Origin of the sequence: Kluyvera sichuanensis, from assembly GCF_040930405.1 — a bacterium.
Classification (GTDB): domain Bacteria; phylum Pseudomonadota; class Gammaproteobacteria; order Enterobacterales; family Enterobacteriaceae; genus Kluyvera; species Kluyvera sichuanensis.
Map to the genome: position 1 here is coordinate 25,861 of NZ_CP162271.1, position 23,726 is coordinate 49,586.

At 53.6% G+C, this 23,726-nt stretch carries 24 protein-coding genes; 14 read left to right on the forward strand and 10 right to left on the reverse strand.

Annotation, left to right across the window (positions count from 1 at the left end; genetic code table 11):
- Positions 1-9 precede the first annotated feature (9 nt).
- The 7 genes from entE (at position 10) to AB2B48_RS00135 (ending at position 7,554) form a co-directional block, all read left to right on the forward strand.
- Entirely contained in the window at positions 10-1,620 is a 1,611-nt protein-coding gene (gene entE / locus AB2B48_RS00105) for a (2,3-dihydroxybenzoyl)adenylate synthase EntE (protein ID WP_368300491.1), read from the forward strand.
- 13 nt (positions 1,621-1,633) lie between these two features.
- Positions 1,634-2,488: an isochorismatase family protein gene (locus AB2B48_RS00110; RefSeq protein ID WP_368300492.1), complete on the forward strand. Its 855-nt coding sequence runs from the start codon at positions 1,634-1,636 to the stop codon at positions 2,486-2,488.
- A complete protein-coding gene (gene entA, locus AB2B48_RS00115) occupies positions 2,488-3,243 on the forward strand; it encodes a 2,3-dihydro-2,3-dihydroxybenzoate dehydrogenase EntA (protein WP_368300493.1) in 756 nt (251 codons plus the stop codon). The genes AB2B48_RS00110 and entA overlap by 1 nt, the downstream gene beginning before the upstream one ends.
- 1 nt (position 3,244) lies before the next feature.
- Positions 3,245-3,658 (forward strand): proofreading thioesterase EntH, encoded by a 414-nt coding sequence (gene entH / locus AB2B48_RS00120; protein ID WP_185669593.1) that lies wholly within the window; start codon positions 3,245-3,247, stop codon positions 3,656-3,658.
- A 261-nt stretch (positions 3,659-3,919) separates the two neighbouring features.
- Positions 3,920-6,025, forward strand: a complete 2,106-nt coding sequence (gene cstA, locus AB2B48_RS00125; RefSeq protein ID WP_185669848.1) for a pyruvate/proton symporter CstA — start codon at positions 3,920-3,922, stop codon at positions 6,023-6,025.
- 78 nt (positions 6,026-6,103) lie between these two features.
- Positions 6,104-6,301: a YbdD/YjiX family protein gene (locus tag AB2B48_RS00130; protein ID WP_035895883.1), complete on the forward strand. Its 198-nt coding sequence runs from the start codon at positions 6,104-6,106 to the stop codon at positions 6,299-6,301.
- A 92-nt stretch (positions 6,302-6,393) separates the two neighbouring features.
- Positions 6,394-7,554 carry a pyridoxal phosphate-dependent aminotransferase gene (locus tag AB2B48_RS00135; RefSeq protein ID WP_368300494.1) on the forward strand — a complete coding sequence of 387 codons (1,161 nt, stop codon included), beginning with the start codon at positions 6,394-6,396 and terminating at the stop codon, positions 7,552-7,554.
- Here AB2B48_RS00135 and AB2B48_RS00140 read toward each other — a convergent pair whose 3' ends face one another.
- The 3 genes from AB2B48_RS00140 to AB2B48_RS00150 form a co-directional block, all read right to left on the reverse strand.
- Positions 7,555-8,181, reverse strand: a complete 627-nt coding sequence (locus tag AB2B48_RS00140; protein WP_368300495.1) for an IbrB-like domain-containing protein — start codon at positions 8,179-8,181, stop codon at positions 7,555-7,557.
- Positions 8,166-9,389 carry a phosphoadenosine phosphosulfate reductase gene (locus tag AB2B48_RS00145; protein WP_368300496.1) on the reverse strand — a complete coding sequence of 408 codons (1,224 nt, stop codon included), beginning with the start codon at positions 9,387-9,389 and terminating at the stop codon, positions 8,166-8,168. The genes AB2B48_RS00140 and AB2B48_RS00145 overlap by 16 nt, the downstream gene beginning before the upstream one ends.
- Positions 9,390-9,493: 104 nt before the next feature.
- On the reverse strand, positions 9,494-10,432 hold the full coding sequence (locus tag AB2B48_RS00150; RefSeq protein ID WP_368300497.1) for a DNA-binding transcriptional repressor CitR: 939 nt from the start codon (positions 10,430-10,432) through the stop codon (positions 9,494-9,496).
- Positions 10,433-11,098: 666 nt separating this feature from the next.
- On the opposite strand from AB2B48_RS00150, the gene ahpC reads away from it, so the two are divergent.
- A complete protein-coding gene (gene ahpC, locus AB2B48_RS00155) occupies positions 11,099-11,662 on the forward strand; it encodes an alkyl hydroperoxide reductase subunit C (RefSeq protein ID WP_035895873.1) in 564 nt (187 codons plus the stop codon).
- 184 nt (positions 11,663-11,846) lie between these two features.
- The gene (gene ahpF, locus AB2B48_RS00160) at positions 11,847-13,412 is read left to right on the forward strand and encodes an alkyl hydroperoxide reductase subunit F (protein WP_368300498.1); all 1,566 of its coding nucleotides are present in this window, start codon (positions 11,847-11,849) and stop codon (positions 13,410-13,412) included.
- 96 nt (positions 13,413-13,508) lie between these two features.
- Here the strand turns inward: ahpF and uspG are convergent, their stop codons facing one another.
- A complete protein-coding gene (gene uspG / locus AB2B48_RS00165) occupies positions 13,509-13,937 on the reverse strand; it encodes a universal stress protein UspG (RefSeq protein WP_185669843.1) in 429 nt (142 codons plus the stop codon).
- A 183-nt stretch (positions 13,938-14,120) separates the two neighbouring features.
- Complete coding sequence (gene rnk, locus AB2B48_RS00170) at positions 14,121-14,531, reverse strand: nucleoside diphosphate kinase regulator (protein ID WP_185669842.1); 411 nt, start codon at positions 14,529-14,531, stop codon at positions 14,121-14,123.
- 234 nt (positions 14,532-14,765) lie between these two features.
- Here rnk and AB2B48_RS00175 point away from each other — a divergent pair, with 234 nt between their 5' ends.
- Positions 14,766-15,596, forward strand: a complete 831-nt coding sequence (locus AB2B48_RS00175) for an alpha/beta fold hydrolase (protein ID WP_368300499.1) — start codon at positions 14,766-14,768, stop codon at positions 15,594-15,596.
- 39 nt (positions 15,597-15,635) lie between these two features.
- Here AB2B48_RS00175 and rna read toward each other — a convergent pair whose 3' ends face one another.
- Both rna and dcuC read right to left on the reverse strand, forming a co-directional pair.
- Positions 15,636-16,436, reverse strand: a complete 801-nt coding sequence (rna, locus tag AB2B48_RS00180; RefSeq protein ID WP_368300500.1) for a ribonuclease I — start codon at positions 16,434-16,436, stop codon at positions 15,636-15,638.
- Between the two features lie 93 nt (positions 16,437-16,529).
- A complete protein-coding gene (dcuC, locus tag AB2B48_RS00185; RefSeq protein ID WP_368300501.1) occupies positions 16,530-17,900 on the reverse strand; it encodes an anaerobic C4-dicarboxylate transporter DcuC in 1,371 nt (456 codons plus the stop codon).
- A gap of 715 nt (positions 17,901-18,615) precedes the next feature.
- Between dcuC and pagP the strand changes: the two genes are divergently transcribed.
- Together pagP and cspE are read left to right on the forward strand one after the other, a co-directional pair.
- Positions 18,616-19,152, forward strand: coding sequence for a lipid IV(A) palmitoyltransferase PagP (gene pagP / locus AB2B48_RS00190; RefSeq protein WP_368302006.1), 537 nt, complete (start codon positions 18,616-18,618; stop codon positions 19,150-19,152).
- Positions 19,153-19,312: 160 nt separating this feature from the next.
- Entirely contained in the window at positions 19,313-19,522 is a 210-nt protein-coding gene (gene cspE, locus AB2B48_RS00195; protein ID WP_000034825.1) for a transcription antiterminator/RNA stability regulator CspE, read from the forward strand.
- A 61-nt stretch (positions 19,523-19,583) separates the two neighbouring features.
- On the opposite strand, the gene crcB is transcribed toward cspE, so the two are convergent.
- A complete protein-coding gene (gene crcB / locus AB2B48_RS00200; RefSeq protein ID WP_185669838.1) occupies positions 19,584-19,961 on the reverse strand; it encodes a fluoride efflux transporter CrcB in 378 nt (125 codons plus the stop codon).
- A gap of 117 nt (positions 19,962-20,078) precedes the next feature.
- Between crcB and AB2B48_RS00205 the strand changes: the two genes are divergently transcribed.
- The gene (locus AB2B48_RS00205) at positions 20,079-20,867 is read left to right on the forward strand and encodes a deaminated glutathione amidase (protein WP_368300502.1); all 789 of its coding nucleotides are present in this window, start codon (positions 20,079-20,081) and stop codon (positions 20,865-20,867) included.
- 126 nt (positions 20,868-20,993) lie between these two features.
- Positions 20,994-21,194, forward strand: a complete 201-nt coding sequence (gene tatE / locus AB2B48_RS00210; protein WP_061283475.1) for a twin-arginine translocase subunit TatE — start codon at positions 20,994-20,996, stop codon at positions 21,192-21,194.
- A gap of 212 nt (positions 21,195-21,406) precedes the next feature.
- Here tatE and lipA read toward each other — a convergent pair whose 3' ends face one another.
- A complete protein-coding gene (gene lipA, locus AB2B48_RS00215; RefSeq protein ID WP_185669836.1) occupies positions 21,407-22,372 on the reverse strand; it encodes a lipoyl synthase in 966 nt (321 codons plus the stop codon).
- A 200-nt stretch (positions 22,373-22,572) separates the two neighbouring features.
- Positions 22,573-23,529: a YbeF family transcriptional regulator gene (locus AB2B48_RS00220; protein ID WP_368300503.1), complete on the reverse strand. Its 957-nt coding sequence runs from the start codon at positions 23,527-23,529 to the stop codon at positions 22,573-22,575.
- Positions 23,530-23,726 lie beyond the last annotated feature (197 nt).

A 23,726-nucleotide genomic window follows, 5' to 3' on the forward strand; every position in this document is an offset into this window, starting at 1 on the left:
GGAATCAGAATGACCGTGGAATTTACCCGCTGGCCGGACGCGCTGGCGGCGCGCTACCGCGAGAAAGGTTACTGGCAGGATCTGCCATTGACCGAAATGCTAACCCGCCACGCAGGTAGCGACGCAATTGCGGTGATTGATGGCGACCATCAGATTAGCTATCGGCAACTGAATATCTACGTCGATAACCTGGCGGCCTCGCTGCAGCGTAAAGGGCTGAAGCGTGGTGAAACCGCGCTGGTGCAGTTGGGCAATATCGCCGAGTTTTACATTACGCTGTTTGCGCTGCTGAAAATCGGCGTCGCGCCGGTGAACGCGCTGTTCAGCCATCAGCGCAGCGAGCTGAATGCCTACGCCGAGCAGATTGCCCCGGCGGCGTTGATTGCCGACCGTTCGCATACGCTGTTTGGTGACGATAGTTTCCTGAACGCTTTTTGCGAACAGCATCGCTCCCTGCGCATGGTGCTGCTGCGTAAAGGTGAGGGGGAACACGCGCTGGAGGCGGCGATTGCTCGTCCGGCTGTCGACTTTACCCCAACGCCAACCGCCGCCGACGAAGTGGCCTTTTTTCAGCTCTCCGGCGGCAGTACCGGCACGCCGAAGCTTATCCCCCGTACCCACAACGACTACTACTACAGCATTCGCCGCAGTAATGAGATTTGCCGCTTTGATGCGCAGACGCGCTATCTCTGCGCGATCCCGTCGGCGCATAACTACGCCATGAGCTCGCCTGGCGCGCTGGGCGTCTTCCTGGCACAAGGGACGGTAGTGCTGGCGGCGGATCCAAGCGCCACGCTCTGCTTCCCGCTGATTGAAAAGCATCAGGTGAACGTCGCGGCGCTGGTGCCGCCTGCCGTCAGCCTGTGGTTGCAGGCGATTGCCGAATGGGGCAGCAACGCCCAGCTACGTTCGCTGACGCTGCTCCAGGTGGGCGGTGCGCGTCTTTCTGCGACCCTGGCGGCGCGTATTCCGGCGGAGATCGGCTGCCAGCTGCAGCAGGTGTTCGGCATGGCGGAAGGGCTGGTGAACTACACCCGTCTGGATGATTCAGAAGAAAAGATCCTCAACACTCAAGGCTACCCGATGTGCCCGGACGACGAAGTGTGGGTGGCGGATGCCGACGGTAACCCATTGCCGCGCGGCGAAGTTGGCCGACTGATGACCCGTGGCCCATACACCTTCCGTGGTTACTACAAGAGCCCGCAGCATAACGCCAGCGCCTTTGATGCCGACGGTTTTTACTGCTCGGGCGATCTTATCTCCATCGACGAAGAGGGTTACATCACCGTTGAAGGGCGTGAGAAAGATCAGATTAACCGCGGCGGCGAGAAGATTGCCGCTGAAGAGATTGAAAACCTGCTGCTGCGTCATGACGCGGTGGTCTACGCGGCGCTGGTCAGCATGGAAGACAGCCTGCTTGGCGAGAAAAGCTGCGCCTATCTGGTGGTGAAAGAACCGCTGCGCGCCGTGGCCGTCCGTCGTTTCCTGCGCGAGCAGGGCGTGGCCGAATTTAAACTACCTGACCGCGTCGAGTGCGTAGATGAACTGCCGCTGACCCACGTCGGGAAAGTCGATAAAAAACAATTACGTCAGTGGCTGGCGAGTCGCTCGCAGGGCTGAAGGAGAGAACAACATGGCGATTCCAAAATTACAGGGCTACGCGCTGCCAACCGCGCTGGATCTTCCCGAGAACAAGGTCAACTGGGCGTTTGAACCGTCGCGCGCCGCGCTGCTGATCCACGATATGCAGGAGTATTTCCTCAACTTCTGGGGCGAGGACAGCGAAATGATGGAGACCGTGGTGGCGAACATTGCCGCGCTGCGCGACTTCTGTAAGAAACACGATATTCCGGTGTACTACACCGCGCAGCCGAAAGAGCAGAGCGATGAAGATCGCGCGTTGCTGAATGATATGTGGGGGCCGGGGCTGACCCGCTCGCCGGAGCAGCAGCGGGTGATTGCGGCGCTGGCGCCGGATACGCAGGATACCGTGCTGGTGAAGTGGCGCTACAGCGCATTCCACCGCTCGCCGCTGGAGCAGATGCTGAAAGATACTGGGCGTAATCAGCTGATTATCACCGGCGTCTATGCGCACATTGGCTGCATGACCACCGCCACCGACGCCTTTATGCGCGATATTAAGCCGTTCTTTGTCGCTGACGCGCTGGCGGACTTTAGCCGCGACGAGCACCTGATGTCGCTGAAATATGTTGCTGGTCGTAGCGGCCGCGTGGTGATGACCGATGAACTGCTGCCGTCCGTGCCGACCAGCAAAGCGGCGCTGCGCGCGCTGGTACTGCCGCTGCTGGATGAGTCTGATGAACCGCTCGACGATGACAACCTGATTGATTACGGCCTCGACTCCGTGCGCATGATGGCGCTGGCGGCACGCTGGCGTAAAGTGCACGGCGATATCGACTTCGTGATGCTGGCGAAAAATCCAAGCATCGACGCCTGGTGGGCGCTGCTCTCCCGCGAGGTGAAATAATGGCCGGGTTCGATTTTAACGGCCAGACCGTGTGGGTGACCGGGGCAGGAAAAGGCATTGGTTACGCTACCGCGCTGGCGTTTGTGGAGGTGGGCGCGAAGGTGACCGGTTTCGACCTGGCTTTCAACGGCGAGCGTTATCCGTTTACCACCGAAGTGCTGAACGTGGCGGATGCAAAGCAGGTAGCGCAGGTGTGCGAGCGTCTGCTTGCCACCACCGAGCGGCTGGACGTGCTGGTGAACGCCGCCGGAATTTTGCGAATGGGTGCAACCGACGAGTTGAGCCTGGAAGACTGGCAGCAGACCTTTGCGGTCAACGTCGGCGGCGCGTTTAACCTGTTCCAGCAGACGATGGCACAGTTCCGTCGTCAGCAGGGCGGGGCAATTGTTACCGTCGCTTCCGATGCGGCGCATACGCCGCGTATCGGCATGAGCGCCTATGGTGCGTCGAAGGCGGCGCTAAAAAGCCTGGCGCTGACCGTCGGGCTGGAGCTTTCCAGCGCGGGCGTGCGCTGTAACATCGTTTCGCCGGGTTCGACCGACACTGATATGCAGCGCGTGTTGTGGGTGAGTGACGACGCTGAGCAGCAGCGTATTCGTGGCTTTGGTGAGCAGTTTAAACTCGGCATTCCGCTGGGGAAAATTGCCCGTCCGCAGGAGATTGCCAACACTATTTTGTTCCTCGCATCGAGCAGCGCCAGCCACATCACGCTGCAGGATATTGTGGTGGACGGCGGCTCAACGCTGGGAGCGTAGGATGATCTGGAAGCGCCATTTAACCCTCGATGAATTGAACGCCACCAGTGAGAACACCATGGTGGCGCATCTGGGGATTGTTTATACCCATATCGGCGACGACAGCCTGGAAGCGGTGATGCCGGTGGACAGCCGCACCCATCAGCCGTTTGGCCTGCTGCACGGCGGCGCGTCGGCGGCGCTGGCGGAGACGCTGGGATCGATGGCCGGTTTTCTGATGACCCGTGAAGGGCAGTGCGTAGTTGGCACCGAACTGAATGCATCACACCACCGCCCGGTTTCTCAAGGGCAGGTGCGGGCGGTGTGCCAGCCGCTGCACCTCGGGCGTCAAAGCCAGAGCTGGGAAATTGTCGTTTTTGACGAGCAGGGGCGACGCTGCTGTACCTGCCGGTTAGGGACGGCGGTGCTGGGTTAGGTTTTGTGTCCGATCCCGGCGGCGCTTCGCTTGGCCGGACTACAATTCAGTGGTAGCCCGGCCAAGCGAAGCGCCGCCGGGAATCTCTCAATTTCCTCCGCCATCTCTCATCCGTTTTTCTGACTTAAGTGATCCCGTTAACAATGTGATGTAAATGTCGGGTTCTGTTCCTGTTCATATTCGTTTCAAGGTTGTTAAATCAAGTGTGCTTGCTATGGACACAAAATGTAACATCCTCTGCTACTGATACGGACAATAACTATGAACAATTCAGGGAAATACCTTATATGGGCGTTACTCTCCATTGTCGGAGCGTTTGCCCTGGGCTACATCGCCCTCAATCGTGGTGAACAGATAAACGCATTGTGGATCGTCGTGGCGGCGGTCTGCGTTTATCTCATCGCCTACCGTTTTTACGGCCTCTATATTGCGAAAAAGGTGCTGCAGGTTGACCCGACGCGCATGACGCCTGCCGTGCGTCATAACGATGGTCTCGACTATGTACCAACGGACAAAAAAGTACTGTTTGGTCACCACTTTGCGGCGATTGCCGGGGCGGGCCCGCTGGTAGGGCCGGTGCTGGCGGCGCAAATGGGTTACCTGCCAGGCATGCTCTGGCTGTTAGCTGGGGTGGTGCTGGCCGGTGCGGTCCAGGACTTTATGGTGCTGTTCGTTTCCACCCGTCGCGATGGTCGTTCGCTGGGTGAGCTGGTGAAAGAGGAGATGGGGCCGGTCGCTGGCGTCATTGCGCTGGTGGCGACCTTTATGATCATGGTGATCATTCTGGCGGTGCTGGCGATGATCGTGGTGAAAGCGCTGACCCACAGCCCCTGGGGAACCTACACCGTAGCGTTCACCATTCCACTGGCGCTATTTATGGGGATTTATATTCGCTATCTGCGTCCGGGACGCATTGGCGAAGTGTCGGTTATTGGTCTGGTGCTGCTGGTGTTTGCCATTATTTCCGGCGGCTGGGTGGCGGCAAGCGAAACCTGGGCACCGTGGTTTGATTATACCGGCGTACAGCTGACCTGGATGCTGGTGGGCTACGGCTTTGTGGCTTCTGTGCTGCCGGTATGGCTGCTGCTGGCACCGCGCGACTACCTTTCTACCTTCCTGAAAATCGGCACTATTGTCGGGCTGGCGATTGGCATTTTGATTATGCGTCCTACGCTGACGATGCCAGCGCTGACCAAATTTGTTGATGGTACCGGCCCGGTGTGGACTGGCGACCTGTTCCCGTTCCTGTTTATCACCATCGCCTGCGGCGCGGTTTCTGGTTTCCACGCGCTGATTGCCTCCGGTACCACGCCGAAGATGCTGGCGAACGAAAATCAGGCCTGCTTTATCGGCTACGGCGGTATGCTGATGGAATCCTTCGTCGCCATTATGGCGCTGGTTTCTGCCTGTATTATCGACCCGGGCGTCTACTTTGCGATGAACAGCCCGATGGCGATGCTGGCACCAGCCGGTACCGTTGACGTGGTGGCTTCTGCGGCGCAGGTGGTCAGCAGTTGGGGCTTTGCGGTGACGCCGGACCTGCTGCATCAAATTGCCAACGAAGTCGGTGAGCAGTCGATCATTTCTCGTGCGGGCGGTGCGCCGACGCTGGCGGTGGGGATGGCCTATATCCTTCACGGGGCGCTGGGCGGCCTGATGGATGTGTCGTTCTGGTATCACTTTGCCATTCTGTTTGAAGCGCTGTTTATTCTGACGGCGGTGGATGCGGGTACCCGTGCGGCGCGCTTTATGCTGCAAGACCTGCTGGGCGTTATCAATCCAGGGCTTAAACGTACGGATTCTCTGCCCGCTAACCTGCTGGCAACGGCACTCTGCGTGCTGGCCTGGGGTTACTTCCTGCATCAAGGGGTGGTTGACCCGCTGGGCGGCATTAACACCCTGTGGCCGCTGTTCGGTATCGCGAACCAGATGCTGGCGGGTATGGCGCTGATGCTTTGTGCGGTGGTACTGTTCAAGATGAAACGCCAGCGCTACGCATGGGTTGCACTGGTGCCAACCTCGTGGCTGCTGGTGTGTACGCTGGTAGCGGGCTGGCAGAAGTCGTTCAGCGAAGACACCCGCGTGGGCTTCCTGGCAATTGCCAACAAGTTCCAGGCGATGATCGACAGCGGCAACATTCCGCCGCAGTACACCGAATCGCAGCTGGCGCAGCTGGTGTTCAACAACCGTCTTGATGCCGGGCTGACCATCTTCTTTATGGTGGTGGTGGTCGTGCTGGCATTGTTCTCACTCAAAACCGCACTGGCGGCATTGAAAGAGGATAAACCGACGGCGAAAGAGACCCCGTATGAGCCGATGCCGGCGGATGCGGAGAATCTGGTGGCGCAGGCGAAACGCGCGCACTAATTTCATTTGCGCGTGGTTTAATGAAGTTGTAGCCCGGCCGAGCGCAGCGACGCCGGGCTTACCCAAAGGACAAAAACGATGTTTGATACGCTTTCGAAAGCCGGAAAATACCTCGGCCAGGCCGCTAAAATGATGATTGGCGTGCCGGACTACGACAATTATGTTGAACACATGCGCATCACGCACCCGGACCAGACGCCGATGACCTACGAAGAATTTTTCCGCGATCGTCAGGACGCGCGCTACGGCGGGAAGGGCGGCGCGAAATGTTGCTAACGTTTATTTAGACATCTAAACGTCTTGATTGCCAAACGCGTTCGCCGTGTTATATTGATGTTAACTTTGGCATCACGAGCGGCAAACGAAGAATGACGAATAAGCAACTCATCCCACAAAGCAAGCTACCCAACCTCGGCACCACCATTTTCACCCAGATGAGCGCGCTGGCGCAGCAGCACCAGGCGATCAACCTTTCACAGGGCTTCCCCGATTTTGACGGCCCCACTTACCTTCAGGCACGGCTGGCGCACCATGTCGCCGCGGGCGCAAACCAATATGCGCCGATGACCGGCGCGCTGGCGCTGCGTGAAGCGATTGCCGAGAAAACGCAGGCGCTGTATGGCCACTCGCCGGACGTGAATAATGAGATTACGGTCACCGCCGGAGCGACAGAAGCGCTTTACGCGGCGATTACCGCGCTGGTGCGCGACGGTGATGAGGTTATCTGCTTCGACCCGAGCTATGACAGCTATGCGCCGGCGGTTGAGCTTTCCGGTGGCATCGTGAAGCGTATCGCGCTGCAGCCGCCGCACTTTCGCGTCGACTGGCAGGCATTTGCCGACACGTTGAGCGATAAAACCCGGCTGGTTATTCTCAATACTCCGCATAACCCTTCCGCCACCGTATGGCAGGCGGCCGATTTTGAGGGATTATGGCAGGCGATTGCTGAACGGGAAATTTATGTGCTCAGCGATGAAGTGTATGAACATATCTGCTTTAGCGAAGCCGGACACGCCAGCGTGCTGGCGCACCCGCAGCTTCGCGAGCGGGCGGTGGCGGTTTCATCGTTTGGCAAGACCTATCATATGACCGGCTGGAAGGTGGGGTACTGCGTCGCGCCCGCGCCGATAAGCGCCGAGCTGCGTAAGGTGCACCAATATCTGACCTTTGCCGTCAATACCCCGGCACAGCTGGCGCTGGCGGATATGCTGCGGGCCGAACCTGAGCACTACCGCCAACTGCCCGATTTTTATCGGGCGCGCCGTGACCTGTTCATCGATGCGCTAAACCAGAGCCGACTGAAGCTGCTGCCCTGCGAAGGCACCTACTTCCTGCTGGCGGACTACAGCGCTATTTCCGAGCTCGATGACGTGAGCTTTTGCCAATGGCTGACCACTGAAATTGGCGTGGCGGCGATCCCGCTGTCGGTCTTCTGTGCGGCGTCGTTCCCGCATAAGCTGATTCGCCTGTGCTTTGCCAAGCAGGCAACGACGCTGCTGGCCGCCGCCGAGCGTCTGTGTCGTCTGTAGCTATTTGACCGTCCAGGCCTGTGAGTACTGGCGATTGCCGAATAGTTCGCACAGGCCGTTAATCTGTTTAAGACGCAGAATTTCATCGGCGTCCATGCCCAGCTCCTGACCGATTTTCTCATCATTCCATCCGAGCTGGCTCAGTTCGCGCACGATATCGGACATTGCGCCTATCTGGTGGCGACCGCGTGCGCGGTTATGACGAACGGTGGCCGCCATCCGTGACGGCTGCGAATGGTCGCTATTTTCTAGCTGGGTAATCGGCAAATAGCCCTGTAGGCGTTTTTTCAGCGCGGCTTTTGACTGCGACAGCAGATGGCGGTGGAAACCATCGACAATCTCATAGGCGTTGCTGTTTTTCTCAATCACCACAATCGGTTGAGTAAAACCGTCGGCTTCCAGCGATTTGGCGAGCAGGCGTTTTTCCGGCGGCGCCATATTGTTGGGATTGTAGTCATTCGGCGAAACCCGCTCCTCTTTCACCCACAGCACGCAGTCAATCGGCTGGTCGCGAAATGGGCTCTCCTCGTGCAAAGCCTGCCGAAACTGATTAATCGCATCAATCTTCTCTTCGTCCGATAAGGTCTGTAGATAGCCTTGCAACTGCGCAATCAGTTTTTGTTGCATAGTAACCCCCATTGTTGACGCTTCTGTGCCATGCGCTTGCGGTAGCGTTGGTAGTGGCTGGCTTTTGTTGGGCTGAAAGAGAGCATCCGGCACCAATAATCATTGTTTAATAAGACTTTGCAGATTCGTCGCCACGACGGAACGTCTTTAGAGCCGAGGTCTTTCTCCTGGCTGTCTGGGATATCTTCCCATCCCTGCTTTTGATACCAGTGAAGATAGACGGCGATCTTATTGCGATAGTGGTCGGCGGTGGCTTCCGGCATGCTATACAGCAGAAAATGGGCGTAACTGCGCCAGCTATGATGCTGCGGCTTTTCGATTTTCCGATGGCCGTAGAACTGGTTATCCTGCCCGGCATAGATCCCGCCGCTGTGGACGCCGCTGACCCGCTGGCACATTGCGGCCCAGCGTTCAGGCTCCAGGACGTGATAAAGCCACAGCCCTTGCCGCTGCTCCGGCCCAAAGGGTTCGCAGATACGCATATAGCGCAGCGGCACGCCCGCCTGATGCATCAGGTCGTAGAGCGGGTTATAGGGCAGCTTGCTTTTGGCAAACCAGGTCCAGATATCCGCCGTTTTCCAGTCATAGATCGGATAGACGTACCAGGCATGATTGCCCGGCGCGACGGTCGTCCAGGGTTTATCATCGGCAAAGCGGCGCTTTCGCTGCGAGGCAATAGTCAGAAAGCGGTTGTAGGACTCGTCGGCGCGAATACCGACCATCACGGCGGCGGGACGCTGCTGGGAAAACCAATCGGCAAACTTTTGTACGAACAGTTCGAAGCTCATGCCTGGCTCATAAAAGGGAAAAAAATCGGGGTCGGTAATGGCATCTTCAGGCGGCTGCCTGACCCATTCTGCCCCCGGCTCCCAGCACTGCCACTCAGGGTTGAATTGGGTGAGTGAATTTTGGGTGGTGAGCGGCAAGGCAACCCAATAAAAAGTGTCAATCACGTCGCAATACAGCGTGCGTAATTTTTGACAATGATTGATGGTATAGGAGAACTGAGCTTCCCAATCAATAAACAGCACGCTGAATTTTTTGCCAGATTGGCGCGCCTGTTCGGCGGCTAAATGCAGCATGACCGTAGAATCTTTCCCGCCGGAAAAAGAGATACAAACGCGGGGGAGGTTATTCAACGTCCAGCTTATCCGTTCCCGACTTGCCTCCAGAACGGAGAGAGGCAAGGGGAGTTTGATGATTGACATAAATCAGCAATCCTTTATGGCGATGATGTCTAATAAGGTGCTGATTATAGTACGCTGTTATGAGAAGTAATAAATAAGATAATACATGCAATGAAATTATATTATTAACTTAATTCATTTTCCGCGTGAATAATTTGAGGGCATGTTGTTCTTTTTATAATGTCTGCGAAAAATGGCAGATTCATTGATGAGCGGCTATAGACCATATATAACGTAAAGGTAGGCATAGGCATAGGCGTAGTTGTTGATATTTCTTTTAACTTTAAGGTGTCTTTTAATTTATTAAAGATCAATCTCGGCGCCAGGGCGACTAAATCACTGTGGTGGACGACGTTAAAAATCGTCATTAATGAGGACGATGTAAATGCAATCTCTCGCTCCGTTAGTCGTGCGGAGTCGTAGACCTTCTGAAATTCTTTGACCTGATGTTCACGTGTTTGAAAGAGGGTGAAGCGTTCTTTCGATAGTTGTTCTGGCGTGGCGCTGTCGCCTAATCTAGGATGATCCTGGCGGCACATCAGTAAGACGGGGCTTTCACAAAATGGCACGCAGACCAGAGAACGGTTGTTACATTGCTCCATGGTAAAAACCACATCAGCCTTTCGGTAATTCATTATGCCTTCAATTTCTTCGCTTTCTGCCGCCGTATCGTGATAGGCCACTTCAAGATTGGGATCTTCAAGCAGAATATTCATAAACTGAGTGAGCTTTGGCAGGGCGTGAAACTGCGGGCCGTAAACCACAAAGCGTTTTTTCAACTCGGTTTTGCCCATAATATTTATCGTTTGCTCAAGGCTATTCAGATTTTCATCGAGATGAAGATGCAGGTTATCGGCTACGGTCGTTGGCGTTATACCTTTACCAGAGCGCACAAAAAGCGGGTCGTTCAACTGTACGCGCAATCGCTGCAATGATTGGCTAACGGCTGAGGGCGTAATAAATAACGTTTGCGCTGCCTTACTAATGCTCAAGTTTTGATATATGCATTCAAAAATAATGAGTAAATTAAGATCAAAACGCTTTAGATTGTAAAGATTTGCCATGAAATATTCCTTTATTGTTTTTACAAATGCATACATGACGCAACATGCGTCATTTTCTTCCGAAACCATCCATGTGTTCGAAAAACTACATTGAAATTTAACTGCATCTGAATATATAACAGGCACGAGTAATGATCCACTTATTACGCAGAATAATAGATGTATATATATATTGAATAATATTCACGTGATGAGTTTATAGGGATTTCGCCTGATTGACGTTTTTGTTTTACCCAAGCGTGTAAACAAGGGGTAAAGCATCTGATAGTAAGGAAAATGTTCGTAAAATCAGTGGGTAATACACATTAAACGGCGTAGGCTATTACAGCCATAGATAAGACCGACGCCAGGTTGATTGCCCTTTGCGGAGCAGGGTGATGTAATCCAGGGGCTGTTACCACCTTTGTTAAGGTATGTAGAGCGCAACAATAAGCCAGCCTGGCTGGCGCTGAATTCACCTGCTGGGGATTCAGGTAACGGGGCCGCTGATGCGGCCTTTTTACGTCTGGGGGTGAGCGATTTGTGCCCGTCCTCGTCATAGGTTCACAAAGCTGTCTTGTTCCGGTTGTTAGATAACGCTTATTGATTTGATAATGTAAACGCATTGGTCGAATCAGGAAAAAGTCGTTAACTTAGACCTCAACGAAAACACGGAGGAAGTACTCGATGTCTTTAATTAATACCAAAATCAAACCTTTCAAAAACCAGGCGTTCAAAAACGGTGAATTTGTAGAAGTTACCGAGAAAGATACCGAAGGTCGCTGGAGCGTCTTCTTCTTCTACCCGGCTGACTTCACCTTCGTATGCCCGACCGAACTGGGTGACGTAGCTGACCATTACGAAGAGCTGCAGAAACTGGGCGTGGACGTTTACTCTGTTTCCACCGACACCCACTTCACCCACAAAGCATGGCACAGCAGCTCTGACACCATCGCGAAAATCAAATACGCGATGATCGGCGACCCGACTGGCGCCCTGACCCGTAACTTCGACAACATGCGTGAAGATGAAGGTCTGGCTGACCGTGCAACCTTCGTTGTTGACCCACAGGGTATCATCCAGGCAATCGAAGTTACCGCTGAAGGTATCGGCCGTGATGCTTCTGACCTGCTGCGTAAAATCAAAGCAGCTCAGTATGTTGCTTCTCACCCAGGCGAAGTGTGCCCGGCTAAATGGAAAGAAGGCGAAGCCACTCTGGCTCCATCTTTAGACCTGGTCGGCAAGATCTAAGTCGTCTTCTGCCCGGCGGCGCTGAACTGGCCTACCGTATGTAGGCCGGATAAACGCAGTGCCATCCGGCATCTAACAGGCGCGCTTCTGCGCCTGTTTAATCCCAGCATCATGATGCAAGTTGCTTATACGCAGCTCGTATGTGGCCGCTTGCATGATGATGTTTTAAGCCCAGGAGATAAAAATGCTCGACACCAACATGAAAACCCAGCTCAAGGCCTATCTTGAGAAGCTGACCAAACCTGTTGAGCTGATTGCCACGCTGGATGACAGCGCTAAATCGGCAGAGATCAAGGAACTGTTGGCTGAAATCGCTGAACTGTCAGACAAAGTCACCTTTAAAGAAGACAACACGCTCGCGGTACGTAAGCCATCGTTCCAGATTACTAACCCAGGTTCCGACCAGGGCCCACGCTTTGCGGGTTCCCCGCTGGGCCACGAGTTTACCTCGCTGGTGCTGGCGCTGCTGTGGACCGGTGGTCACCCGTCGAAAGAAGCGCAGTCTCTGCTGGAGCAGATCCGCGATATCGACGGCGACTTTGAATTTGAAACCTACTACTCGCTCTCTTGCCACAACTGCCCGGACGTGGTGCAGGCGCTGAACCTGATGTCGGTACTGAACCCGCGCATCAAGCACACGGCCATTGACGGCGGTACGTTCCAGAATGAAATTACCGACCGTAACGTGATGGGCGTTCCGGCGGTCTATATGAACGGTCAGGAGTTTGGTCAGGGGCGTATGACGCTGACTGAAATCGTGGCGAAAGTGGATACCGGCGCAGAAAAACGTGCGGCGGAAGAGCTGAATAAACGTGATGCTTACGATGTGCTGATCGTCGGTTCCGGCCCGTCCGGTGCAGCGGCGGCGGTTTACTCTGCGCGTAAAGGTATTCGTACCGGCCTGATGGGCGAACGTTTCGGCGGCCAGGTGCTGGATACCGTTGATATCGAAAACTACATCTCCGTGCCAAAAACCGAAGGCCAGAAACTGGCAGGTGCGTTGAAGGCGCACGTGAGCGACTATGACGTCGACGTGATTGATTCCCAGAGCGCGTCTAAGCTGATTCCTGCCTCGGTTGAAGGCGGCCTGCATCAGATTGAAACCGCGTCCGGCGCGGTGCTGAAAGCACGCAGCATTATCATCGCTACCGGGGCGAAATGGCGTAACATGAACGTTCCGGGTGAAGAACAGTACCGTACCAAAGGTGTTACTTACTGCCCGCACTGTGACGGCCCGCTGTTTAAAGGCAAACGCGTAGCGGTCATCGGCGGCGGTAACTCCGGCGTTGAAGCGGCTATCGATCTGGCGGGCGTGGTTGAACACGTGACCCTGCTTGAGTTTGCGCCAGAAATGAAGGCCGACCAGGTGCTGCAGGATAAAGTGCGCAGCCTGAAAAACGTCGACATTATTCTGAATGCACAAACGACAGAAGTAAAAGGTGACGGCAGCAAAGTCACCGGCCTGCAGTATCGTGACCGCGTGAGCGGCGACGAGCATCACGTAGCGCTGGCGGGGATTTTCGTCCAGATTGGCCTGCTGCCAAATACCAACTGGCTGGAAGGCGCGATTGAGCGTAACCGCATGGGTGAAATTATCATTGATGCGAAATGCGAGACTAACGTGAAGGGCGTATTCGCCGCGGGCGACTGCACCACCGTGCCGTACAAACAGATTATCATCGCCGCTGGCGAAGGTGCGAAGGCGTCACTGAGTTCATTTGACTACCTGATTCGTACCAAAACTGCATAAAAAAGAAGACAATGCCTGCAATGTCAAAGGCCACCGAAAGGTGGCCTTTTTTTGTGACGGCTATTTCCCGGCGGCGCTTCGCTTCGCCTGGCTACATTATCTGACGACTAATACCGGGATATGGGCGTGGCGGATAACGCTGGAAGCGTTGGAGCCAAGCAGGTGCGTGCTGATAGATGGGTTACGTGAACCGATCACCACCATATCGGCGTTCAGCTCTTCCGCCAGTTCATTTACGGCATCGCGGACGCTGCCGAGGCGAACGTGAAGCTTAATACGCGAAGGGTCGATGCTGAAATGACTCACCATGGTGGTCAGACGGCTTTCGGCTTCCTGCTGCAGATGCTCTTCAAAGCGGCGCAGGTCGGCGGCAAAGCGGCTCATGGTGTAGCTGGCCGATGCCGGCAGCACGTGAAGCAGATGGATAATGCCATCCTGCTGGGCTAAAAATTCCGCGTGACGAACGGCTTTGTCACTCAATTCCATCTCAAAAACATCAACTGGCATAATGATTGTTTTGTACATATGGCTCCTCCTTGTCTTTGTGGAACTATCAGAACACATAATGAGTTCTAAATATGTCATTTAGTTCGCAAAATAGTTTATCGAGGCGAGGGGAGTTGTAAAGTTTCGTGAGGCAGAAAGTAGCCGAAGGGACAAAACAGAAAGAGGATGCAGAACATCCTCTTAATAGGTTAGCGCGGGAGATTAGCGATGAAATTCGCCTGCCGCTTCCGGCTGGTAAAGCAGCTCGAGCACTTCGAGATGGGTAGAAGTACCGCCTGGCAGTTCCCAGTGAATGGCGCTGCCTGCGCGCAGGCCAAGCAGTGCCGCGCCAACCGGCGCCATCACGGAAAGCTGGCTGCTGCTGTCGGTCATCTGGGCCGGGAAGACCAGCGTGCGGACACGCTCTTCGCCGGTGGTGAGATCGCGGAATCTGACCTGGCTATTCATACTCACTACATCGTGCGGCATGTCCTCTGGGGCACACATCTGGGCACGATCCAGTTCGTCGTTTAGCGCGTTCGCCACCGGGGAATTTGCGTAAGCAGGTTGCTCAAGCAGGCGGTCGATACGCTCGGCATCGAACTCATTAATAATGATGGCAGGTCTGGTCATTATTTACTCCATGTCTATCGATTATCCAAAAGAAAACCCTCACCGCCAGCGGCAAGGGTTCATCTCATCCCATCATACTGATCCTGAGGTCAGGTTTGAAGTGATACAGCGCACATTCGAGAATGGCAACGATCGGCGTTGTGTGAATTTTGTGCGAAATACATCGCAACCTATAAATCTGGATTATTCTTTTTAGGCTGCATTCGGCAGCGTCCTTCCAGTACAGGAGATCGTATGAGTGGTTTCGATAAACTGACCCTGAAAGATGGTAGCTATCTCTGGTTTAAAGATTGGGGAAGCGGACAGCCTATTGTATTTAGCCACGGCTGGCCGCTGACGTCTGATGCGTTTGAGGATCAGATGCTGTTTCTGGGCTCAAAGGGGTATCGGGTTATCGCCCACGATAGACGAGGCCATGGGCGCTCGGCGCAGCCTTGGGACGGGCACAATATGGACCAGTATGCGGATGACCTGGCGGAGTTGACCGCCCATCTGAACCTGAAGGATGCGGTGCACGTTGGGCACTCAACCGGAGGCGGCGAGGTGGCGCGCTATATTGGCCGTCACGGCACACAGCGGGTGGCCAAAGCGGTGCTGATTGGCGCGGTAACGCCCATTATGGTGAAAACGGACTTTAACCCGAACGGCGTGCCGCTGGAGGTTTTCGACGGTATTCGTGACGGGGTGATTAACGATCGCGGCGCGTTTTTCTATGAGCTGACGGCGGCGTTTTACGGCTATAACCGTCCAGGAGCGAAGGAGTCGAAAGCGGTGCGCGAAGGTTTTGTTGAGCAAGGGCTACAGGGCTCGATTAAGGCGCTGTACGACTGCATCAAGGCGTTCTCAGAAACCGACCTGCGTGAGGACCTGCGCAGAATGACGATCCCAACGCTGGTGATTCACGGTGATGACGATCAGATTGTGCCGTTCGAGACCTGCGGGAAAGTGGCGGCGGAAATTTTGCCTGACGCGGAGCTGAAGGTGTATCGCGGCGGATCGCATGGGATCTGTACCACGCATAAGCATCAGATCAACGACGATCTGTTATCGTTTATCGAGCAGTAGTGTGAATCGCCCCCGAAAACCGGGGGCGTAATCAAACCGTTAGTAGCCGTTTTTATCCAGGATGAACTGTTTGCCGCAGTTGCCGGGATGCGGCTGCGGAAGCAGTGAATCTGCGCTGAGTGGGTTGTTGATGCTGGCGGATTTAATGGCAATCTGCATTTCGGTCAGATAGGCCGGGTTACCGTCGCAGGTCAGCTTGACTGCTTTCACGTTCTCTTTGCCAAAAGCACGGGCAACCGCATCGTCAAAGCTCGCGCGGGTAACGGTTTTGCCGTAGTTAGCAGCAAGGAACTGACCTATTGCGCTCTGCTTCACTTCACTATTCATGCGTACCATGGTACCGAAATAGGCATCCGGGTCGAAACCAAAGCAGACGCCGTGCTTGGCGTACTCATAGCGCTCAAGGCAGGTTTTTCCGCCGCTGCCCGGCATCACCTGATTGAGCTTATTGGCGACTTCCAGCGACAAACCGGTCTCATCGGCGGCGCATTTCCGGCTGGCTTTTGCTTCCGGCATATTGGGGATTGGACGCGTGGCGCAGCCGAAACGCATCCAGCGGTTGTTATCCACGCCGCGTGATGCAATGGAGCTCGGTAGCCCAGGCCATAGGCCGTGTACCGTTAGATAATCGGCCTTATTGGCGGCCTCGGTTGTCCGCAGACATTGTATCGGTTCTTTGCGGTTTCTATCATGCTGGCTCTGGCAAAACCCGTTTTGCCAGGAGAGTGCCAGGACGTAACGGTCGAAGTCGCCATATTGTGTGGGTGCCAGTGGGGCCGCTTGAAGGCTGCCAGCGCAGATCAGCAGCGCGCATCCTGACACAATATTCTTCCTTAACATTTTCCTGACTCCACGTTTTTAATCATTTAGTGACGTTATTACATAATAAAATAAGGCGCCTTCAGGCGCCTTATTTTATTTATCCGTTAATGATTATCCGGCGACGCCGGGCACCAGGACCTCGGTGGCGATAATCACCACGATAAGGCCAATGATGACCGGTACCGATGTACGTTTAACCACTTCAAACGGAGAGATCTTCGCCATACCGGCAACCGCCACCACCACGCCGGAAACCGGAGAGATGGTACGACCGAGGTTGGACGCCTGCAGCATCGGAATCGACAGGTATGCCGGGTTGATGCCGGAGGAGTGCGCCAGTTTCGGGATCATCTCCACGAAGGCGTAGAACGGTGCGTTACCAGAGCCAGTGGTCATTGCTGCCAGCATGGTCAGGATGACCAGCACCAGCATCAGAATAATGCTGGCCGAGCCGAACGAAGTGGCAATGGAAATCAGGCTGTTAATAAAGCCGATGGTGCTCAGACCCTGGGCAAAGACGCCCGCGGCAACCAGCAGCATCACTACGCCGGCAAAGGCATCGGCCATCCCGCGATAAGCCACTTCCAGGCCAGCAAAGACGTTCTGGGTATTGAAGCCGCGGAAGAACTCCAGCACCGCTGCCAGCAGCATGCAGATAACCAGAATGGCGATGATATGCAGTTCCGGGCCCCATTTGCCGTCAAAGATCAGGACGCCGAAAATAGGGGTGAACGGCAGAATCGCGTAGAAACGAGGCGCGCTGGTGGAGATTTCATTCACATCCAGCATTTCGTGAGAAATGTGCTCTTTTTTATCCAGGTAGCGCTGCCAGAAGAAGTGGGCAATCGCCATGGCGACAATCGCCACGATGGAAATAGGCAGCGTGGTTTTAAAGGCAAAATCAATCAGCGGCATTTCTGCGGCTTTCGCTGCCAGCACGACGTCACCGGACGTAGGAGAGAGAATAATGGCCGCCGGGGAGGCGCAGATAGCCGCCGCCGCGCCGCGGCTGATGCCGACGTTCACCATCACCGGGAACAGGGTACCCATCAGCAGCACGCCGAGGCCGGTTGCCGAAGAGACGGCCAGTGACATCAGGCAGGCCACGAAATAGGCCGCGATCATCAGTAAATAAGGTGAGTTGATAAACTTCAGCGGTTTAGAGGTCAGCTTAACGACCATATCATTCGCGCCGATATGCGTCATATAAGCGGCAAAACCACAGAGCATCATAATCATCATGCCGAGGTCGCCACCGCGGCTCATTAATAAGATCTTGATGTATTCAACAATATCGGTGGCAGAGTAACCCGTGCTGGTTGCGCTGCCAGGTAAAATCTTGTGACCCATCAATGCGCTGGCAATCAGTAGCAGTAAGCCACCGACGAAAAGGACTCCCGTTGCGGAATAACCTTTGATGATGTAGCGGGCTACGCCCACAATAACCACAACACCAATCAGGAGTTCAAAGAACGTTAACATTATTAACACCTATCGCCCAGTTGTAAAAATTGACGCAGTGCTGCATCAAAAGTAAGGGATGAAATGTGCCGAAAAAAACGACAAATTTAGCTGATGAAAATCAATAAAAAGATTAATTAAAGATGGCGAAGTTGTCATTTACTCGGTGTACTCACAAAGCTGAACATTGTCACCCCAATGAGTATAGCGCGCTGGTGGAATACTATACAGCCAGAGGAAATGAAATGTTGTCTTCCAGGGCACAAAGGTGAAAGGCTCGCGACACCAGTCGCGGTGGGGAGGTACGGTGTTGATGTTGCTCTTCAGCGGGGTAACGTGTGAAATAAAATAGGGAAAGATAAAGTTGCATAAAATATGTGCTAATTAAATCGTTATTTAATGGTTAAGAAATTATTCTCATATTACGAAAATAATATGGGAAAGCAGCTTGTTTAATATAATCAGAAGGCACTTTTAATTTATGGTTTTCTGCTCATGGACGATAATGCGAATCGTTGACGGTAATCGTGCATTATAATTTAGCTTAGGTTGTGCGGTTGGCTTGACGGTTTGTTTAGGAATATTCTAATTTGTAATTCAGGTGAAGAAAAAAGCTAAGCCGCCGCTGCGGTTACGATATCATTAAGCATACGCTTGATAGAATATTCTTAATTAATCATTTTTTGGCAAGATTATCGTGTTAAAACTAAATAGATTTTTCGCACTGCTGGTTGTGATGGTAGGGCTGTCGAGCACCGCTCTGCCTGCGTATGCGTCTTTTACGGAGACGATTAAGGATGGCTATAACACGGTGAGCAATAACATCGTGAAAACCTGGGATGAACCGCAGAATTACGATCTGTATGTGCCGGTGATTACGTGGCACGCGCGTTTTGCCTACGATAAAGAGAAAACGGACAAATACAATGAACGCCCCTGGGGGGCCGGTTTTGGGGTTTCACGTTGGGATGATAAAGGCAACTGGCACGGTATCTATTTGATGGCGTTTAAAGACTCCTTTAACAAATGGGAACCGATTGGCGGCTACGGCTGGGAAGCCACCTGGCGACCGCTGACGGACGATAAATTCCACGTTGGGTTGGGTTACACGATTGGGGTGACCGCACGCGATAACTGGAACTACATCCCGCTGCCGGTGGCGTTGCCGATGGCCTCTATCGGTTACGGCCCGGCGACGTTCCAGATGACCTACATTCCTGGCACCTATAACAACGGCAACGTCTACTTCGCCTGGCTTCGTTTTGACTTCTGAAACCGGCCTGGAGCACAGACGGCGCTAAAGTCAACCCGCAAATAAAAGTTAGAGACATTTATCACTTTTTAACGAAGTTAGGCTGGACAAAACCGACGACAATTGTTGTACTGTTAACTGACACAGATTAGTGTCGTTTTTTCATATAAAGGTAATTTTGATGTCTAAGATTAAAGGTAACGTTAAGTGGTTTAATGAGTCCAAAGGATTCGGTTTCATTACTCCGGAAGATGGCAGCAAAGACGTATTCGTACACTTCTCTGCAATCCAGACCAATGGTTTTAAAACTCTGGCTGAAGGTCAGCGCGTAGAGTTCGAAATCACTAACGGTGCCAAAGGCCCTTCTGCTGCTAACGTCATCGCTCTCTAAGCGAAAAATAGCAGTTCAGAATTCAAAACCCGCTTAAATGCGGGTTTTTTTTATCCTTTTTCTAGCGACTGGCGCTAAACAACCAGAATGCGGCGGCGGTCATGGCGAATGAGCCCAGCAGGTTCACCGCAACGTTCAGCAGCGCCCAGCTCAATTTCCCTTCCTGTAGCAGAAAGACGACTTCGGCCGAGAAGGTGGAGAAGGTCGTCAGCCCGCCGCAAAAGCCGGTGGTAATAAGCAGTTTCCAGACCGGATCAATCTGCGGTAGACGGTTAAACCATGCCAGCCCTGCGCCGATGATAAACGCCCCGACCAGGTTAGCCGTCAGCGTGCCCAGCGGAATCGCATGGTGCATAGGATTAAATCTCAGGCTCAGCAGCCAGCGAGCGACGCTGCCGGTACCTCCGCCGATAAAAACGGCCAACAACAGTTGCATCATGCGAGTTTCCTGCCATTTTCAATTAATGCTGCCAGTGTAGCGCTGAATCGGTGAATCTGGCTATATACTCATCAGTATTCATCATATTGATATATTAGTAAAAGCTGAGGTGTGCAGATGCGGGTAGCAGCAGGGCAGTTTGTCGTCACGCCGGAGTGGCAGGTTAATGCGCAACGCTGCGTCACGCTGATGCGCTCGGCGGCCGAGACTGGAGCGTCTTTGCTGGTGTTGCCAGAGGCGCTGCTGGCGCGCAGTGATAGCGACCCGGATATGTCCGTCAGGTCGGCTCAGACGCTGGATGGTGGCTTTATGCAGGTACTGCTGGCGCAAAGCCGTAGCGATGCGTTGACCACAGTGCTGACTATCCACACGCCGTCAGGGGAAGGCCGTGCGCGAAACACGCTGGTGGCGCTACGTGGTGGCGAAGTTATTGCCCACTATCACAAGCTCCACCTCTATGACGCCTTCTCCATTCAAGAGTCAAAGCGGGTGGATGCCGGTGAGGTGTTGCCGCCGCTGATTGAGGTTGAAGGTTTTAAGGTTGGCCTGATGACCTGCTACGATCTGCGTTTTCCGGAACTGGCGATGACGCTGGCGCTCCAGGGGGCTGAGATTCTGGCGCTTCCAGCGGCCTGGGTGCGCGGGCCGCTGAAAGAGCATCACTGGGCGACGCTGCTTGCGGCGCGCGCGTTAGATACTACCTGCTATCTGGTGGCGAGCGGGGAGTGCGGTACGCGAAATATTGGCCAAAGCAGAATTATCGATCCGCTGGGCGTAACGCTGGCAGGGGCTACGGCAGAATCGCAGCTGATTATTTCTGATATTCAGTACGAGCATCTTCTGCACGTTCGCCAGCAGCTTCCTGTGCTGGCAAATAGGCGCTTTGCGCTACCGCAATTAACGTGACGTTTTTTTAAACAACGCTTGATTCACCTTGTTACAGATTGCTATTGTGTGCACGCGCCGGATGACCGTTAATAAATGACAGTGATGTGGCGCATTCTGCAGCCTGTTTTTGAGAAGAAGGTATCTATGGGTGAGATTAGTATTACCAAACTGCTGGTAGTGGCAGCACTGATTGTTCTGGTGTTTGGTACCAAAAAATTACGGACTCTGGGTGGGGATCTGGGTTCAGCCATCAAAGGCTTCAAGAAAGCCATGAATGATGATGAAACCACGGCGCAGAAAAGCGCAGAAGAAACCCCGGCAGAAAAACTCTCTCATAAAGAGTAAGCAGGGCAGCGTTTCACATGGTGTGCTGATGTAGCGCGCCATGCGCAGGTTTAGCCGCCTGCGGAAGGGGCTACAGCGTAAGCACGTTGTAGCCCTTTTTTATGGAAATAACATTTCTGACATTGTCTGATTGCAACAATATATTTCCCGCTGGGCCATTAAAAAAGCCGCTTTCAATAGAGAGCGGCTTTTTATTGTGGGTCTCAGAGCGCTTATTTCACTTCCAGGCCTTTGGCCTGAAGGTCGGCGTGGTAGGACGAACGCACGAATGGGCCACAGGCCGCATGGGTAAAGCCCATCGCCAGCGCTTCCGCTTTCATCTCTTCGAACTCATCCGGGCTGACGTAACGCTGCACCGGCAGGTGGTGACGGCTTGGCTGCAGGTACTGGCCGAGCGTCAGCATAGTAACGCCGTGGCGACGCAGGTCACGCATAACCTCAACGATCTCGGCGTTAGTTTCGCCCAGACCCACCATCAAACCTGATTTGGTAGGGATTTCAGGGTGCGCTTCTTTAAAGCGCTCCAGCAGTTTCAGTGACCAGTTATAGTCAGCTCCAGGGCGCACGTGGCGGTAGATACGCGGCACGTTTTCCAGGTTGTGGTTGAAAACATCTGGTGGGGTTGCGGTCAGGATCTCTAACGCGCGATCCATACGGCCACGGAAGTCCGGTACCAGTGTTTCAATCTTAATGGTCGGATTCTTTTCGCGAATCGCGGAGATGCAGTCAGCAAAGTGCTGAGCGCCGCCGTCACGCAGATCATCACGGTCAACGGAGGTGATAACCACATAACGCAGCCCCATGTCCGCAATGGTCTGGGCCAGCTTTTGTGGTTCGTTCGCATCCGGGGCGACCGGGCGACCGTGGGCAACGTCGCAGAACGGGCAGCGTCGAGTGCAGATAGCGCCCAGAATCATAAAGGTCGCGGTGCCGTGGTTAAAACATTCTGCCAGATTTGGGCAGGAAGCTTCTTCACAGACGGAGTGCAGGCCATTTTTACGCATGGCCGCTTTGATACCCTGGATACGGGAGGAGTCTGCCGGAAGTTTAATTTTCATCCACTCCGGTTTTCGCAGCAGCGCTTCGCGCTCTGTTGCCACGTTTTTAACCGGGATAAGGGCCATTTTATCGGCATCGCGGTACTTAACACCGCGTTCCATCACAATGGGTTTACTCATAGCGTACGTGTTCCAGTTCCGAGTATCGAGGGAAAGCGTTTCAATTCAAGGGAATGTTGTATTTATCAACTATTTTTGAATTTATGGCAGGCAGTATACCATTTAAATGGGGTACAAAGCAGCCTACTGTGCCGGCAAATTGTAAAATAGTTGTTGAATAATGCTTTTTTGCCGGCTAGCGAAGATGAGGAGTACGAGGTTCAGAACGCCTGATGGATGACGTTGATAATGTTTTGCATTACCGGGTCACGCAGGCTGAGCTTATTGTAATGCAATGAAAAATCGACGCGTTCCTGCTGGAGCGGCGTAAAGTCCAGCGTTTGCAGCGGCCAGCATTGTCTGAAGATATGGTAAAAGCGCAGCGGCATAATGCCTATCAGGTTGCTTGAGGCGATCAGTGACGCGATGGTGAATAAATTGTAACTGCTCACGCTCACCTGGCGATCGGGCAGCATGTCGCGAATCCGCCGATATTGGTCGTTTTGCCCCGCGCCGTCCATCGTCAGCAGCGTGTGTTCATACTGCATCAGCGTGTCCAGAGAGGGGGACTCTTCCAGTGCCGGGTGGTCGTTGCGGCATACCAGTACCAGCTTGTCGCTGAACAGCGCATGACGGCCCAGCGTGCGTGGGTTGTTGTGTTCATGATTATCGATAATTAAATCGGTCTGGAACTGGCTGAGCTGCGCGTTGGCATCGGTAACGGCCACGTTTCTCAACAGCACCTGGGGGTAGGTCTTCTTCACAACCTGATAGATAACCGGCATCACGATAGCGCCCACCGAGGCGGCGGTGCCGATAGTAATCACTCGCTGCTTGTCATAGCTGCCGTTCAGATCCAACGCGCCGAGAATCGACTCCAGCCCCTGACTGATATATTCATGAAGATGGGTAGCGTACGCCGTTGGAGTGACGCCCTGGCCTTTGCGAATAAAGAGAGGATCGGGGAAGAGCAGTCTAAGTTTTTGAATGGATTGGCTTATCGCTGAAGGGGTGAGATTCAGTATTTTCGCGGCGTTGACGATACCTTTATGCACGTAGACCGCTTCAAATATGGTCAATAAATTGAGGTCAATATTACGCAGCGTGCGGAAGATTTGTGGTGTCTCATTTTCAACGTTGAGGTTAATTTTATTTTCAGGCTTATCGTTATAATCCACACTGCTTACTCCGTATTCATTCACTCCATGAATGATAGTTGAGAATAATAAGATTATTATTATTCTGAGAAACGCAGAATCGCAAGGTAAAAACGTGATTTTTACGTTAATACTCAATGCATTAATGTTGCTAATACATTGCTGGTATCTATGTCGTTATGCGTGTCATTGCGCAAAAGTGAGCGTTGCGATGCACT